13 protein-coding genes are annotated in these 16,385 nt (G+C 58.0%); 6 read left to right on the forward strand and 7 right to left on the reverse strand.

Annotated features, from left to right (window positions below; all coding sequences use genetic code 11):
- Positions 1–3: 3 nt before the first annotated feature.
- The 3 genes from E5J99_RS00270 to tsaE all read right to left on the reverse strand — a co-directional run bounded on the left by E5J99_RS00270 (position 4) and on the right by tsaE (position 2,256).
- Positions 4–462 (reverse strand): hypothetical protein, encoded by a 459-nt coding sequence (locus tag E5J99_RS00270; protein ID WP_135495702.1) that lies wholly within the window; start codon positions 460–462, stop codon positions 4–6.
- Between the two features lie 109 nt (positions 463–571).
- Positions 572–1,798: an alanine dehydrogenase gene (locus E5J99_RS00275; protein WP_135495703.1), complete on the reverse strand. Its 1,227-nt coding sequence runs from the start codon at positions 1,796–1,798 to the stop codon at positions 572–574.
- A 23-nt stretch (positions 1,799–1,821) separates the two neighbouring features.
- The gene (tsaE, locus tag E5J99_RS00280; RefSeq protein ID WP_135495704.1) at positions 1,822–2,256 is read right to left on the reverse strand and encodes a tRNA (adenosine(37)-N6)-threonylcarbamoyltransferase complex ATPase subunit type 1 TsaE; all 435 of its coding nucleotides are present in this window, start codon (positions 2,254–2,256) and stop codon (positions 1,822–1,824) included.
- Positions 2,257–2,364: 108 nt separating this feature from the next.
- Between tsaE and E5J99_RS00285 the strand changes: the two genes are divergently transcribed.
- A complete protein-coding gene (locus E5J99_RS00285; RefSeq protein WP_135495706.1) occupies positions 2,365–3,531 on the forward strand; it encodes a serine hydrolase domain-containing protein in 1,167 nt (388 codons plus the stop codon).
- Positions 3,532–4,743: 1,212 nt separating this feature from the next.
- On the opposite strand, the gene E5J99_RS00290 is transcribed toward E5J99_RS00285, so the two are convergent.
- Positions 4,744–5,274: a hypothetical protein gene (locus tag E5J99_RS00290; RefSeq protein ID WP_135495708.1), complete on the reverse strand. Its 531-nt coding sequence runs from the start codon at positions 5,272–5,274 to the stop codon at positions 4,744–4,746.
- 114 nt (positions 5,275–5,388) lie between these two features.
- Between E5J99_RS00290 and E5J99_RS00295 the strand changes: the two genes are divergently transcribed.
- The 4 genes from E5J99_RS00295 (at position 5,389) to E5J99_RS00310 (ending at position 11,030) form a co-directional block, all read left to right on the forward strand.
- Positions 5,389–5,838 (forward strand): MarR family winged helix-turn-helix transcriptional regulator, encoded by a 450-nt coding sequence (locus E5J99_RS00295; protein WP_135495709.1) that lies wholly within the window; start codon positions 5,389–5,391, stop codon positions 5,836–5,838.
- Positions 5,839–6,072: 234 nt separating this feature from the next.
- A complete protein-coding gene (locus tag E5J99_RS00300) occupies positions 6,073–8,586 on the forward strand; it encodes a TonB-dependent receptor domain-containing protein (RefSeq protein WP_135495710.1) in 2,514 nt (837 codons plus the stop codon).
- 570 nt (positions 8,587–9,156) lie between these two features.
- Complete coding sequence (locus E5J99_RS00305; RefSeq protein ID WP_135495712.1) at positions 9,157–10,524, forward strand: sigma 54-interacting transcriptional regulator; 1,368 nt, start codon at positions 9,157–9,159, stop codon at positions 10,522–10,524.
- A gap of 146 nt (positions 10,525–10,670) precedes the next feature.
- The gene (locus tag E5J99_RS00310; RefSeq protein ID WP_135495713.1) at positions 10,671–11,030 is read left to right on the forward strand and encodes a hypothetical protein; all 360 of its coding nucleotides are present in this window, start codon (positions 10,671–10,673) and stop codon (positions 11,028–11,030) included.
- 172 nt (positions 11,031–11,202) lie between these two features.
- Here the strand turns inward: E5J99_RS00310 and E5J99_RS00315 are convergent, their stop codons facing one another.
- The 3 genes from E5J99_RS00315 to E5J99_RS00325 form a co-directional block, all read right to left on the reverse strand.
- A complete protein-coding gene (locus E5J99_RS00315) occupies positions 11,203–11,904 on the reverse strand; it encodes a LytR/AlgR family response regulator transcription factor (protein WP_135495715.1) in 702 nt (233 codons plus the stop codon).
- Positions 11,905–12,028: 124 nt separating this feature from the next.
- On the reverse strand, positions 12,029–13,186 hold the full coding sequence (locus E5J99_RS00320; protein ID WP_135495717.1) for a sensor histidine kinase: 1,158 nt from the start codon (positions 13,184–13,186) through the stop codon (positions 12,029–12,031).
- Between the two features lie 6 nt (positions 13,187–13,192).
- Complete coding sequence (locus E5J99_RS00325) at positions 13,193–14,299, reverse strand: sensor histidine kinase (RefSeq protein ID WP_135495718.1); 1,107 nt, start codon at positions 14,297–14,299, stop codon at positions 13,193–13,195.
- A 126-nt stretch (positions 14,300–14,425) separates the two neighbouring features.
- Here E5J99_RS00325 and E5J99_RS00330 point away from each other — a divergent pair, with 126 nt between their 5' ends.
- On the forward strand, positions 14,426–15,697 hold the full coding sequence (locus tag E5J99_RS00330; RefSeq protein WP_135495720.1) for a hypothetical protein: 1,272 nt from the start codon (positions 14,426–14,428) through the stop codon (positions 15,695–15,697).
- Positions 15,698–16,385 lie beyond the last annotated feature (688 nt).

Consider the following 16,385-nt stretch of genomic DNA (forward strand, 5'->3'; position numbering starts at 1 on the left):
CAGCTAGTCCAACGGGTCCGAAAAGTCTGCGGCTAATGGTTGAGTATAAGCAATGAAGCACCTCAGATGACCATACAAACTATCGGCAGAAGCCGGACCGGCTGCGGCCAGCAGCACGTCGCGCACTGACTGCGGGTCGGCTAGGTTGTCGGGCTCCGTTGCAGCATTGGACTGGTCAAGCAGGGCGGTGCGCATGGCCCGTATCCGCGCCGAAACCGCGTGTGTCCGGGCCAGAATAACCCGCGCCTGCGCCAGCACCTCCAGGTCGCGCGCTTGGTTCCTGTTTTTAACAGCCTCACCCTCAATAGCCCGCACAATTCCTTCCGCTTGCCGCAACAGCCGGTCGTTGGCGCGCTGCTGGGTATCGGCCAACAGCTTAAGGCGCAGCGTGCGCGGGTGGGATCCGGAATGGCAGGAGGCCAGCAGTGTCAATACAATCAGGAGCAGGAAGTGAATACGCATAGCCAGCAAACGATAAAAGCCCACACGAAAGTGCAGGCTCCTAAACTTACCCAATCGTCCCCAAAATCCGACCAGTCCGATAAATCCGGCCGAATCCGTGGTTCAGAATCTAATTCCGCACCGCAATCATCAATCCCAGCTCCTTATACCGCATGTTAAATTTCTTGGCAATGGCGGCATTGGTCAGCGACCCTTTGTAGACGTACACACCGGAGCGGAAATGCTCGTTGGTAAACAGCACCTCGTTGATGCCGCCGTGCTGGCTGATTTCCTGCAGAATAGGCGTGAAGATGTTGCTCAGCGCGTTGGTGGCCGTGCGCGGCACCCGGGAGGCAATGTTGGGCACGCAATAGTGTACTACGTCGTATTTGCGGAACACGGGCTTGCTGTGGCTCGTCATCTCCGAGGTTTCGAAGCAGCCGCCCTGGTCGATGCTGACGTCGATAATGACCGAGCCGGGTGCCATGGAGGCTACTACGCTTTCGGGTACCATAAAGGGAATGCGGCCTTCTTCAGCATTCAATGCTCCAATCACCACATCGGCGCGGCGGATCTGCTGGTTGAGCACGAAGGTGTCGAGCGTACTGGTGTAGAGCGTGGTGCCTAAATTCTGCTTCAGCCGCCGCAGCTTATACAAATGATTATCAAATACTTTCACTTCCGCACCCAGCCCGGTAGCGGCGCGGGCCGCGTACTCGGCCACGGTGCCCGCTCCCAGAATCACGACCTGCGACGGCGGCACCCCCGTGATGCCGCCCAGAATGACACCTTTGCCCTCGTTGGAGCGGGCCAGGTATTCGGCCGCTACCAGCATCACCGTCGAGCCCGCTATTTCGCTCATGGCCCGCACCACCGGCTTGGCCCCCGAGGGGTCCTTAATCAGCTCGAAGCTGATGGCATTCACCTTTTTGCGCAGAATGGACGTTATATATTCCGAGGTCAGGGAGCCGAACTGCAAGGCCGAAATCAGCGTCTGGTTGGACTTGAGGTACTCGATTTCCTCCTGCGTGGGCGGGGCCACTTTCAGGATAATGTCGGCCTCGTAGACCTCTTTCGCAGAGTACGCAATGGTGGCCCCGGCTTCGGAATAGTCGTGGTCGGAGTATTTGCTGGGCTCCCCGGCCCCGCTTTCTATCACCACCTCGTGGCCCTCGTTCACGAGGTGCTTCACGGCTTCGGGCGTCAGGCAGATGCGGTTTTCCTGCAGCGAGGTTTCGCGGGGCAAGCCAATAAAGAGCTTGCGCTTGCGCGTTTCCACGGCCAGCATCGATTCCTGCGTGTAAAACGCGCGGCTGGTCGCCAGCGACTCAAATCCGGGGGGTATTGCTTCGGGCATTGGGCGGATAGTGGTTCAGCGGCTCAGGCTAGCAGCGGCTCCAGACGCAGCAAGCGCGACTCGGGGCCAGTGACGGTGAGCGTGACGAGTAGCCTCTTCGGGGGCAAAAGCGCCTCCACGCGGCTTGGCCACTCTATCAGGCAAAGATAGCCAGAATCGAAGTACTCTAGCGCCCCAATGTTTTCGGCTTCTTCTACATCCTCAATCCGGTAGAAATCGAAGTGGTAGATGGGCTGGTCGCGGGCGTCGCGGTATTCATTCACTAGGGCGAAGGTGGGGCTGCTCACGTCGTCGGGGGCACCCAGCACGGCGCACAAGGCTTTGATGAACGTAGTTTTGCCCGCCCCCATCTCGCCCTCAAGCAAAATGATGGAATGGCCCGCCAGCAGCGGGGCCACCTGCGCGGCCACGGTCGGCAGGGCGGCCAGGGAAGAAATCGGAAATTCGGTCACGGACATGGCAACTGGGTTTAGCGGCCGCAAGTTTAGCATTCCGCGCCGGCTGTACCCAGCTTTCGGCTTCGTAGCTTTAGCGACACGTCGAACGTCCGCTATTCTTTTCGCTCCATGCGCCTGTCCCAAACCCACCTCCTGCTCCTGCTGCTGCCTTTTCTGGCCTGCTCCCGCCTCCCCCAACCCACCGGCCCGGCCGCCACGGCCACGGCGTACTATCCGGGGCCCGGCACCGACTGGCAGCGCCGCTCCCCCGAGCAGGCGGGCCTCGATGCCACCCGGCTCCAGGAGGCCGTCACGTTTGCCCAGCAGCAGGAAACCACCCAGATGACTCCGAATTTCTCCACACAAGAGGAAATATTTGGCAAGCTGCTCGGCCCCATGCCTACCAGCCGGGCCGCCACCAACGGCCTGATTCTGCGCCACGGCTACATCGTGGCCGAGTGGGGCGACACCCAGCGCCCCGACCCTACCTACAGCGTGGCCAAAAGCGTGCTGTCGACGCTGCTGGGCGTGACCATCGAGCGGGGCCTGATCAAGAACATGCAGGACCCCGTGGCCCGCTACATCCACGACGGCGGCTACGATTCGGAGCAGAACCGCACCGTAACCTGGGAGCACCACGCCCGCCAGACCAGTGAGTGGGAAGGCGAGCTATGGGGCAAAAACGCGGATTTTGTAGGTAAGCAAGCATTTGGCAACGGGGAGCGAAAACCCCGCGCCCTCCAGCAGCCCGGCTCCTTCTACGAGTACAACGACGTGCGCGTCAACCGGTTTTCCCTTTCCCTGCTCCAGCTCTGGCGCAAGCCGCTGCCGGAAGTATTCCGCGACGAAATCATGAACCCCATCGGCGCTTCCGACTCCTGGAAGTGGGTGCCCTACACCAACTCCACCGCCCTGATTGACGGCAAGCCCATGGCCTCGGTCAGCGGTGGCACCCGCTGGGGCGGCGGCCTCTGGATCAATGCCCGCGACGAGGCCCGGTTTGGCTACCTGTTTTTGCGCCAGGGCCGGTGGCAAAACCGCCAGCTAGTGCCCAAAACCTGGGTGCAGCAGGCCACCACGCCCGGCCCCGTCGGCCCCGACTACGGCTACCTCTGGTGGCTCAACACCCAGCGCAAAGCCTGGCCCGACGCGCCGGCCAGCAGCTACGCCGCCCTGGGAGCCGGCTCCAACACCATCTGGGTCGACCCCGAACACGACCTCGTTATTGTGTGGCGCTGGCACAACGGCAACCCCAACGAGCTGATTAAGCGGGTGCTGGCGGCGGTGAAGAACTGAGCGCGTGCTCGGGTTTCCGGCCTCCTGCTTAATCTGGCGTCTGCCTATCGACGCATCTCCACCGCCAAACTAAGCGCGCGTCTGGGAATTGGTGGAAACCTCGCTTGCGTCCTGCTGAGCTTGTCGAAGCATCTCTCCCGCTTTGCAGGAGTCGTTCAACAATGCAGTAGAGGTGCTTCGGTAAGCTCAGCAGGACGGTCTTTAGACTTCCTAGACAGCTTCGTTATCTAGTCCTTGTGATGGCCTTAAAGAATCTTTTTATGAAGCATTCTTTCTATGAGAAGCTGAAGCTGTTTAGAAAGTCGGTTCGCCGATGTAGAGACGCATAGTTGCGTCTCGTCGTTGAACGGAAACTGCGGGTATCACCCAACGACGAGACGCAACTATGCGTCTCTACGCCGTTCTGGCGACTTTCTAAACAGCTTTGCTACTAGCCACAGGTAGTATAGCATACCATATACTCCGCCTCCAAATCCAAAACTTAAAACATCAATTACCCTGGATGTGCCGAAAATGGGAAACTCAGTGACAATAGGAAAGTAAATTAAACATGAAGTAATGACCATAGCAACAGTAACTCCTAAAGCAGTCGACACCATCCAATTTGGGCATAAATGCCTGAATACATATTCGTGAATTTTCATAAAAGGAATGTACGCCCACCATCCATACACTAGTATTATAAAAAATGAGTATATGAAATAGGAATAAACTCTCCCTGATTCAGATCCTCTTGAAAAACCCAATAGCAAACAAGACATTGCTAACGCAATATATACCAGCAAAAGGAATTTGAAGAAAAATTTCATAGTACTACATCCAATCTATTATCGACATAGTTTCAGGCTCGCATCAAATGCGGCTCTAGAACAAATCGTTAACCGAGCTACTATTCTATTCACCATGGTTTATGCATTCAACGACTCCTGTAGCCCCAACGCCTAAGCATATATTATCGGACGCAAACGGGTGCGCAGGATAGATATAAATCACACCACTTCCATCCCGAGATTTTAATTTTTGCTTAGCCGGCCCCATGATCTTAAACGCTTGCTGTAACGTCATACCAGGCTGCACTAAATAAGACTGTTGTTGATTGTGCTTGCCCACTCGGGCAGCTGGGCTGAGCCAGGCAAGGCAAGGCAGCAAAAACCTAATAAGACACTAAGAGCCAACCCTGTGACTGCTAATAAAGTTTTGCGCATAATAATATTATGGACAGCGTTGATTTATTAGGCAAGGGTTGGAATTACGGGAACGTTTATTAGGGTCCATGAGAAATTCTTGAAGTAATTCTATAAAACGCGGCCACTTGGAAGTAAGACTGGTGCCATAGTAGTAAAAAAAATCGTAACCCATTTGATTAGAGAAATAATCCTGATGATCATAAGCGCTTGGGTGAGCACCTGCTGCTTGAAAAACCTCTACAGTATTACCAACTCCCATTCCGTAGTAGGCTACTGCTAACATATGCCGACGGTCAATGATACTATCAGGATTCAACGGGTCACGAATATATCTTATCGTCGGTCTCATAGCCAAATTTACTCCAGGCATAATATTCTGATAACCCCGCTGGCCAATCACCTCACAACGGTTCTGTCCCGCGTTGGCTGCCACAAAAGATGCAAGAGTACCAGGAGTGCCTTGTTGGATTTGATCATCAGAATGGATATTCCGGAGTTGTGTACAGTCGTAGGTTGTACACAACTCCGGAGGTGTAGGAGCCGCAGTAAATGCCACAGTAAGGTCGATGTATTCGTAGAGTATGCCACTGCCACTGCCACCATTTTTTCCTTACCGGGCAACCTTCATGATATATCATACATTCATCCATTACTTCTGCTTCATTTGCCCATGCTCTCCCATATTCTATTCTACTCGCTCGACAAAGCCATCAAGCAGTATCGGCGCTTTGCCCAGGCCAACATCGACCGGGCGGGCATTGCCATTACGATTGACCAGTGGCTGGTGCTGCGCGTGATACTGGAGAAGGACGACCTGACCCAAACCGATATCGGGGAGCGGGTATTCAAAGACCAGGCGTCGGTGGCGCGCATCATTCGGTTGCTTACCCAGCGCGGGCTGCTGGCAGCCGAGAGCCTGCCCCACGATGGCCGACGCACCCGGTTGCGCGTCACAGAGGAAGGACAGCGGACTCTGGAGGCCGTGCAGCCTATCGTGCTCAGCAACCGCCAACTAGCCTTGCAAGGCCTGACGGAAGCGGATCAGGCGCTGCTGAGCCAGCTTCTGGACCGCATTTACGTGAACTGCTCCCCTGCTTCAGATTCGGACAACCAGGCGTAAACCGAAAAATACTAATTGAGTAATTTGAATATACGAAATCATTCGTATGTTTGCTACGAAACAATTCGTATTCATTCATATGCTTGCCCGTTGGCCGTGGGCAAGCAGCGGCTTGGGTGAGTTGCCGGGCATTTCGCATGCCTTTTTCCCCTGCCTGGGTGCGGCGCTAATAGCTACCGGCACTGGGTTCCTGACTCGTTTTTGTCCGCGTTAGCCTCTCATTTCTCCTCCCCTATGATACCCTCCGAATCCGGACGGCCACTGCGCCGGTCCTTGCTGCTGCTGTTTGGGCTCCTGTTGCTGGCCCTTCCCACGCTGGCCCAAACCCGGCCGGCCGTGACGGGCCAGCTGACGGCGGCTACCGGCGCGCCCATCGACTTCGCCACCGTGACGCTGCACCGCGCCGCCGACTCGACGGTGGTAAAATCGGAGTTCAGCGACGAGAAAGGCACGTTTCGCTTCGAGCAAACCAGCGCGGGCACCTACCTGGTTTCGGGCGCGCAGGTAGGCTTTGTGCGCACCTGGAGCAAGGCTTTTGCCGTGGGAGCCGAGGTGGTGGCCCTGCCGGTGCTGACGCTGTCGGCCAGCGGCGCTACAACCCTGAAGGAGGTGAAAGTGGTGGGCCAGAAGCCGCTGTTTGAGCGCGAAGCCGACCGCACCATCGTGAACGTGGAAGGCTCGACGCTGGCGGCGGGCAACACGAGCCTGGACGTGCTCAGCCGCTCGCCGGGTGTCACGATAGATGGCAATGACAACATTGGGCTGCGCGGGCGGCAGGGCGTGCTGGTGCTCATTGATGGCAAGCGCCAGCCCATGACGGGCATCGAGTTGGCCGACTACCTGCGGGCGCTGCCGGCCGAACAGCTCAAAAGCATCGAGCTGATTACCAACCCGCCGGCCAAATACGAGGCCCAGGGCAGCGCGGGCATTATTGCCATCAACCTCAAAAAAGACCAGCGCGTGGGCACCAATGGCAGCCTGAGCAGCAGCTACGGGCGGGGCCGCTTCGGCAAGTTCACCTCGGGCCTGACGATGAACCACCGCACCAGGAAAACCAACACCTTCGGCTCCTATACCTACGCCAACCGCCGCAACTACGGGGCCCTGACCATTCACCGCGACTTTTACCGGCCCAGCGATTTGGGCAAGGTCTACGATGGCAGCACCGACCAGGACAACTACAGCGTGGGCCACAACCAGTCGCACAGCTGGAAAGCGGGGCTCGACTACAGCCTTTCGGAGCGCACAGTGCTGGGTGCCACGGCGAACGGACTACAAACGCGCAGCCTCCAGGAAGGCACCAACGTGACTACCCAGACCGATGCCGCCGGCAACCCGCTACGGGGCTATAACTCCACCAACGACCGGGACGCGTCGTTTCCGAACGTGGCGGGCAACCTCAACTTCAAGCACACTTTCAACGACTCGGTGGGCAACCGGGAGCTGACGGCCGACGCCGACTACGCCCGCTACAGCACGCGCCGCCTGCAGTTTCTGGATACCTACTACGACCGAAGTCCTGTGGAGCAGTTCTTTAAGCGCTACGGCAACCAGGATGGGCTGCTCACGATTCAGTCGGTGAAGGCCGACTACACCCACCCCGTGCGCAAGCAGACGCGCCTGGAGGCCGGGGCCAAAGTGAGCTGGGTGTATTCCGACAACGACGTGGAGTTTCGGACACCGTTTGAGCGTGCTGATAAGACGCTGGATCTGAGCACGCTGGCGCGGGACCCGAACACCTCCAACCGCTTCCGCTACGACGAAAACATCAACGCGGCGTATATCAACGTCAACCACACGCTGCCCAAATGGACGCTGCAGGCGGGCCTGCGCGGGGAGCAAACCAGGGGCGTGGGCCGGCAGCATGCGGTGCAGCAGGATGTAAACGCCAACTTCACCCGCAACTACTTCCAGCTGTTTCCCAGCGCGGCCCTGAAGCACACGTTTTCGGACAAGCACGAAACCTCCGCTTCGCTGAGCCGCCGCATCGACCGGCCTTCCTACGGCCAGCTCAACCCGTTCCGCTCCTACATCGACGCGACGACCTACGGCTCGGGCAACCCCGAGCTGCGCCCCCAAACCAGCTACAACGCGGAGCTGACGCACACCTACCACCAGAAATACAGCGTGGGCCTGAGCTACAGCCGCACCGATAACCCCATTGTGGGCACCGTGCAGCCCGATACGGTCAATAGCCGCATTGTGAAATCGACGAGCCAGAACCTGGGCACCCAGCACTACTATGCCCTCACCCTGACGGCCCCCGTGGAGCTGGCCCCGTGGTGGAACGTGTACAACAACGGCATATTCTACTACAGCCGCTTCGTGGGCAGCGTGGCCGGCACCACGCTGGGCAGCAACAATGCGAAGCCGGCTTTCACGCTCAGCAGCAACAGCACCTTCACGCTGGGCAAAGGCTGGGGCGCCGATCTGAACGCGGAGTACCAGTCGCGGGAGCTCTACACCTTCTTCGATACCCGGCCGCGGGGCGAGCTGGCATTTGGAATTCAAAAAAGCCTCTGGGAACGAAAAGGCAACCTGAAGCTGAACGTGACGGATGTTTTCTACACCGGGGCCATCCGGGCCACCTCCACCTACGACAACTACGTGGAGCGCTTCTACCAGCGCGGCGACTTTCGGGTAGCAACGCTGGCCTTCACCTACCGCTTCGGCAACGATAAGCTGGCGCCGTCGCGCCGCCGCAACGGCGGGGCCGAAGACGAGAAGCGCCGGGCCGGCGGCTCCTAGCACCGCTCGCAACGGTTTGTAGGCTTAATTAAGCCATAGACGGAAAATGCCTCAACGGTCATGCTGAGCTTGCCGAAGCATCTCTACCGCTTCGCTTGGTTCCTTCAACGAAGCGAAGCGGTAGAGATGCTTCGGCAAGCTCAGCATGACCGTTTTTTGTCAGTGGGTTTATTTTTCGGATAGACTCTAAGCAAGCCGTAGCCGGAACTATAGAACGTCATGTCGAGCCATAGCGAGACGTGACGTTCGAAGAAGGCCCACCCCCCCAAAACACTATTGACCACAGACCTGGGAAAACCGCAAGCAAGCTGAACGCTGCCCAACACGCTTCTCAGTAGCGTTGGCCCGCTACCACATATTTATGTTACGCTATATGCAGCCCTAATTTCGTATCTTCCTTCTCCCTATTCCGCCACTCCCATCCCCTGCCTTCACGAGTGTTTGTCGCTTGTTGTAAGCAACAAACACCATTTTTAGAAGGCTCCTTGCTGCCCTATTGCAAAGAATGCCGACGGCGGCTGCCGTCGGTGTTGGGTTGGTACGATTTCGTGCCGCTACATCACCTTTGCCATGGCTGAATTCTCTGTGTGGTTCAAACCCTTTACCAGTCAGCCGGCGCGACTGGTAGATATTATCGATGCCCTCGAGTGCGTCGGCATCGACTTGCAGGCCCTGCACCTGGGCGACATGCCTACCGGCGCGGGCATCATTTTCCTGGACCATGAGGCGCCCCTGCCCGAAATACTGGAGAGCCTGGACGCCTTTTCGCTGTACGCCGACACTAGGATTATTGCCGTGGCCGTGGGGCCGCTGCCTACTTCTACCACCTGGGCCTTACTGCGCAGCGGGGTAGTAGAGGTTTTTTCGTGGTTTGAGGTGGAAAAGCCGGTGCAGATTATTCTGTCTCGCCTACGCTACTGGGAAGTAGTAGAGGAGAAAGTAGCCTATCTGCAGCGGCGCATGGTGGGCAACAGCCGGTGTTGGCTGAATACGCTGCGCCAAGTGGTAGACATGGCCCTTTCCAACTGCCAGGTGCTGATAATGGGCGAAAGCGGCACCGGCAAGGAGCTGGTGGCCCAGGAAATTCACCAGCTCGACCCGCGCCCCGACAAGCGCGACTGTGTGGTGGTGGACTGCACCAACCTGATTCCGGGGCTGTCGGGCTCAGAGCTGTTTGGGCACGAAAAGGGCGCTTTCACCAACGCCATCAGCACCCGCGACGGAGCCCTGGCGCTGGCCCACGAGGGCACACTGTTCCTGGACGAGCTGGGCGAGCTGCCGCTGCCGCTGCAGGCCGAGCTGCTGCGGGCCCTGCAGGAAGGCACCTACAAGCGCGTGGGCAGCAACACCTGGCGCAAGGCCCGTTTCCGGCTGGTGAGTGCCACCAACCGCGACCTGCTGGCCGAAGTGCACAAGGGCACCTTTCGCCAGGATTTGTACTACCGCATTTCGGGCTGGACGTGCCAGCTGCCGCCCCTGCGCGAGCGGAAAGAGGACATCGTGGTGCTGGCCGAGCACTTCTTCCGCCAGCAGCACCACATTCAGCAGCCCGTGGACCGGCAGGTGTACGACTTCCTACTCCTGCGCGACTACCCCGGCAACGTGCGCGAATTGCAGCAGCTCATCAACCGTATTGCCAACAAGCACCTCGGCGAAGGCCCCATCACCATCGGCGACATTCCGCGCTCCGACTGGCCCGACTTCGCCCAGCTTGGCTCCACTGTGCCCGGCAGCGAACTGGAAGCCGGCGTAAAGCGCCTGATCTACCAGGGGTTGGGGCTCAAGGAAATAAAGGACCAAGTGACGGAAATAGCCAAGAAAGTAGCGATTCACCACGAAAACGGCAACCTCAAAATGGCCGCCCACCGGCTGGGCTGCAGCGAGAGAATATTGCAGATGCACATGCGCGGCGAGCCGGAAATGACGGTGCAGGAGTAGTGGTTGTTCGCACCAGAGAAGGTCTAGCATGAGCGAACACACTGCACAGTTTTAAAAGTGTCAAGCGGCACTTTTTCACTCTAAAAAATAATGTCATGAAGATTTACACACATCAGATGCGGCATTTTTCATTAGCTCTGCTAGTCATGACTACTTCTTATTGCTCTAATGATAAAATTACTGATGGCGAATATGCTGGCACAGGCACAGAACCATCTCCACCGACATCCAATCCAGAACCCTCAGAGATAATAAAACTCGAAAGGAAATTGGAAAGAGTCAAGGCTTTAATCATGATGAAAGAAAGAGAATACCGAAGCTTTGTAGGCGATGCAAGTATGGCTACTATGCTGGCGACTAACCCCGAATCAAGTTCTGAAGACATAGAACTTGCTCAAGAGAGAGCTCAGTTGTCCTTGAAAGCTGCCGAAGAATGCAAAGCTGAAATGAATAAATTAGAGAAGGAGAAAGAAGAAGTTGAGGAAAATACTCTCACCTTAAAATAAATCAATTACCCCCTAGCACACCATAAAGTTATTTTACTTTCTATTTATAATTATTCAAAAATAACATTGTTCTAATTCCCCAATAAGCTATGAGCACCCAACTTGTTCAGGCCAAGTAGTCACGACCGCAGTAGAGATGCTTCGGCAAGCTCAGCATGACACGCCTACACTTCTAGCTCAGCCCAAAACGCCCCAGCAGCGCCTCCTTGTGCTGCTTACCGATGGGCAGCTTTTCGGGCAAATCGTAAAGTTCCGCCTCGTTGCCGCTGATGGCTTTGATGGCGTCCATGCGCACGATGTAGGACTTCTGGATGCGGGTGAAGCGCTCGGCCGGTAGCTGATCTTCGACGCGGCTCATGCGCAGGCAGGTGATGATGATGCGGTTTTTGAGGATGATTTTGATGTAGTCCTTCATACCCTCGATGTAGTAGATTTCGTCGAACAGCACCCGCTGCAGCGAGTGGCCTTCCTTCACGAACAGGAACTGCGGAGCGACCGGCACCGGGGCGGCCGGGCGGCTGTTGATAATGAGCTGGGCCTTGTTGACGGCTTTCAGGAAGCGCGGAAACGAGACGGGTTTCACGATGTAGTCCAAGGCATCGAGCTCGAAGCCTTCGAGGGCGAAGTTGGGAAAGGCCGTGACAAACACCACGTAGGGCGGATTGTGCAGCGACTTAATGAACTCGATACCGTTGACCTGGGGCATGTTGATGTCGGAGAAAATCAGGTCGACTTTCTGCTGCTGCAGCACCTCCAGCGCCTCGAAGACGTGCTCGCAACTGGCCAGCAGGCTGAGGCTGGGAATCTGGGCAATGTAGCCTTCGAGCAGCTCGCGGGCGAAGGGCTCATCATCGATAATCAGGCAGTTAATCATGAACGTGGGGTGGGTATGCTGTTATAAAAGAATGTCATGCTTCATCTGTCACCCTGAGCAGAGCGAAGGACCTTCCTGCCCTACCCTCCTATGCAGCTTTTGCCAATGAAGCTGTTGAGGAAGTCTAGCTGAACCTATCAGACCGTCCGGCTGACTTCCTCAACAGCTTCATTGGCAAATTTAAGCGGGGTACAGGCGCAGGGCGAGGGCGACGCGGTAGGATTGGTCCTTGGGGTCGAGAGTAAGGTCGTAGTCGGTGGCGGCGTAGTGCAGGGCCAGACGCTTCTGCACGTTGGCAATACCGACGCCGCCAAAGGCCCGGCCCGGTGGGCGTCAGGCTGTTGCTGACTTCAAAGTGCAGCCGCCCGTCGTGTACGGCCAGCGTGATGTGCACCCAGGAAGCGTCGAGGCTGCTGTCGACGCCGTGCTTGAAAGCGTTTTCGACGAAGGGAAAGAACAGCAGCGGCGTGATGCGGTAGTGCGCCAGCGGCCCGGTTTTCTGGTACGTAATACTGACTTTCCGGCCGTAGCGCAGCCGCTCCAGCTCCAGGTAGGCCTCCAGAAACTCGACCTCCTTGCCCAGCGGCACCTGCGCCGCATCCGACTCGTACACCGTGTAGTGCATCAGGTTGGTGAGGTGCTGCACCATGTCGGGGGCGCGCGCATCCTGCTTCACCACCATCGTGTAGATGTTATTGAGCGTGTTGAAGAGAAAGTGCGGGTTGACCTGGGCTTTGAGGAAGCTGACTTCCAGGTTCAGGTTTTCGCGCTGCAAGCGCAGGCTTTGGTTGCTGCTGGTGAGCAAAAACCGGATGAAGCGCACCAGAATCGGGGGCAGGATGGTGACGGAAAAGTCGCTGATGCCCATGCTCACGGCCCGCCACGAAAACACCCCGCCCCAGAGGCCGTAGTCGATGACGCGGTGCATATAGTCGTGGGCGTTGGGCGAAATCAGGCCGTAGGCAGCCAGGCCGGAGTAGTAGAGGTAGGAAATCAGCCCCCAGCCGTAGTAAATAGCCAGCAGCCCCAGGGCCGTGAGCAGCCAGCGGCGGCGCAGCAGCAAGTGGGGCAGCACTACCAGGGAGAAAAAGTAGTAGCCCAGCATGGTAGCCGCCAGGTCCTTCGCCACGAAGCCCCAGGTCACGATGGCCGTTTCCTGCCAGCCGCTGAAAGCCACATATTCGAAAATGACAAACAAGCCCCACCAGAACAGGGGCACCAGCACGCGGCGCAGCGTCGGCGGAAAACCGGGAAAGCGCCAGCCAGAAGCAGTATTTTCCATAGAAAGCTAGGCTAGCACGAGGGTAAGATGAACGTGAACCTGCCCTTCGGCTTCGGTTAGCCGCAACGTATGCTGTCCGGGATACTGCAGCTGCAGGCGCCGCCGGGCAGCGACAATAGCGGGGTCGGTTTCGTAGGGCTGGGGCCAGGGCGCGCCGCTGACGCGGGCCAGGATCAGTTGTAACTCAGTGGCACTGATGCGAATACTACTGCCAATGACTACCGGGCCGGCCGGGGCAGCCTCAACACCCGCAAACAGCCGCTCCAGAAACGGGTGCAGCAGCAGGGGCGCTAGTTGCTGGGTGGTAGCTTCCCCCACCACTTCGTGGGCAATGGTAGTGGTGGCCGGGCTGCGCAGGCGCTCCAGGGCCAGGTAGTCGTCGAGAAACTCCAGCTCCCGGCTCAGCAGTACGCGCTCCGCGTCGGTTTCGTAGAGCGTGTAGCGCATCAGATCGGCCAGGTGCAGCACCACGTCGCCGGCCCGTTTGTCGTGGGTGCGGGTCATGGTAGTGAGGCTGCCGAGCGTGTTGAAGAGAAAGTGCGGGTTGATCTGGGCTTTCAGATAGCTGCGCTCCAGTCGCAGGTAGTCGCGCTCCAGGGCCAGCCGCCGCCGGTCGACGACCAGCGCGTACACCAGGAAGCTCACGATGAGCGGAAAAAGCATGGGGGCCAGCATGCCCACAAACGAGTTCAGCATGCCCGTGAAGCCGGTCAGGTCCTGCCACAGCGTCTCGACGTAGTAGCCGTGCAGTGTGCGCCGCATCACCGGGTCGAGGGCCACGTAGGTTTCGGCGAGGCGGGCGCCGGCATACATCCAGAGGCGAAAGCCATACACCAGCAGCAGGCCGCCGCCCAAGGCCTGCCAGGTGCGCCCCCGCAGCAGCCAGCGCGGAATAATGAGGTAGGTGAGGCTGTTGAAGAGCACGATGGCAAAGCCGATCTGCATCAGCACCAGAGGCCAGATGGGGCCTTCGAAATGGTAGTTGGGGCGGCTGTTCCAGAGAATGTAGAAGGCGCACAGCAGCGCCCACAGCAGCAGCTGCAGCAGCACGGCGGCGGTGCGGGCGCTCAGGTGGTGCCAGCCGGAAGTAAGCCTGGAAGTGCGTTCAGACATAAAAAAAAGCAGACCACTCCGTGCTTTGGTGGTGTGGGGCGAGTACTTGGTCGAATAAACTTCCGACCCTTAAAGCTGCGCAATTTCTTTGTTCCAGATTCTACCACCAACCAAAGAAACCGCCTCATGCTTCGCTCCGCTTCCACCAACCGCCCTGCTTCTGCCGCTTCCTTTACCACTGCTTGCCGCCTGGTGCTGGCCGGCGTGGCGAGCCTGCTGACGAGTGCCACCGCTCAGGCCCAGGACAGCACTATGACGCGCCTGATCCAGAAAAACCAGTTTCCGCTGGTGCAGACCGGGCCGCAGTTTTCGGGCACGGGCTGGGACCAGCTGCAGCAGGAAGTAGCCAAAAGCCAGTTTGTGATGGTGGGCGAAATGCACGGCACGGCCCAGATTCCGCAGTTTACCGGTGCCCTGGCCCAGGTGCTGCAGCCCAAGATCTTCGTGTCCGAAATTGACCGCTACCAGGCCCAGGACCTGAGCCAGCTGGTGGCCCAGCCCGGCGCGCCGGCGGCGTATCTGCAGCAGTACCCGATGAGTTTGTCGTTCTACAGCTGGGCCGAGGAATTTGCCCTGGCCCGCCAGCTGCACGCCCAAAAAGTGCAGCTGCTGGGTATCGACCAGGTGAATGGCTTCACGGTGGGCCGCTTCTACACCCGCCTGGCCGAGCAGAGCAAGCGCAAAGCCACCAAAACCTACCTCCTGCAGCGCGCCGCCGCCTACCAGGCCACCGACCGGGTTGAGATGACGAGCAAGGACCAGAAAATGACGATGATGCACCAGCCCCCATCGGCCCTCGACAGCCTGGTGGCGATGACGCGGCAGGAAAGCCCGGCCGTGCAGCGCATGGTGCAGGAATACGTGAGCAGCATCCGGATTTACCAGACCTCCGCCCAGGCCAGCACGGGCCTGCAGAGCCACAAGGAGCGCATCGGCATGATGAAGCGCAATTTGATGCAGGACCTGCGCCCCTACCAGCCCACGGGCACCGAGGCCCTGCCCAAAATGCTGCTCAAATTCGGCGCGGAGCACGGGGCGCGCAATCTGAGCTTTATCGGCGTGTTCGACGTGGGCAACCTGGTGACGAACCTGGCCGATATGCAAAACCACAAAAGCCTGCACGTAATGGTGCTCGGCAAACAGGGCACCACCACGGCGGGGTTCGACTCCGACATCCGCAAAAACACCCACGCCTACCAGCCCGATGCCGACAATGCCTACAAGCTTTTCTACGACCAGACCACGGCCAGCGCCTGGAACGTGGTTGACCTGCGGCCCCTGCGCCGGGCCCTGCTCGGCCGCAAGCTGCAGGTAGCCGATCTGAAGCTGGAACGGACTATTCTGGGCTACGATTACCTGGTTATCATTCCCCAAACGACTGCCAACCCCGCGTTTTAGCCCCGAAACCAGCACCGCCTTTAGCAGTAGCCCCGATTCGTACCGCGACTATTCTTAGAGTGTGTCTGGAATTTTTCAAACAAGCCAATTCCGTCATGCTGAGCCTGTCGAAGCATCTCTATTGCAATAGTAGACCAGAATTACTTTGGCGGTAGAGATGCTTCGACTTCGCTCAGCATGACACGAAAAGTAAAATCCCAAACACGTTCTTAGCCCGTTATGTATCCCTGAAGCCCGGCCGGACAGCTCATTTGTCCGGCCGGGCTTCAGGACTTGTAGCCTTCAGGCGTAGGCAGAATCCTGCTTCTCGGGTCATGCCTGATCTGGCGTACGCTTGTCGAAGCATCTCTACCGCCGTAGTAATCATCTACTATTGCACGCGAGATGCTTCGACTTCGCTCAGCATGACCCGAGAAACGAAATTCCAAACCCACTGCTAAGAGACTGTTTGAGTTAGTGCTAGAACGGTGTAGAGGCGCATACTCGCGTCTCGTTGTTCGCGCCGCGAGGCCGGTTTTTGTTCAACGACGAGACGCAAGTATGCGTCTCTACCTCGTTTTGGCAGCTCCTGCGCTAACTCAAACCCACTGCTAAGAGCACGGACCACAATGCCGCGCCGGCCGGAACCGAACCCTCACAGCGGCCGTGGTGGGTCGCTGAAGCCCTAAACTCCCGCCCAAAGTGCGGA

The sequence above is a fragment of the Hymenobacter elongatus genome (assembly GCF_004745955.1).
GTDB lineage: Bacteria > Bacteroidota > Bacteroidia > Cytophagales > Hymenobacteraceae > Hymenobacter > Hymenobacter elongatus.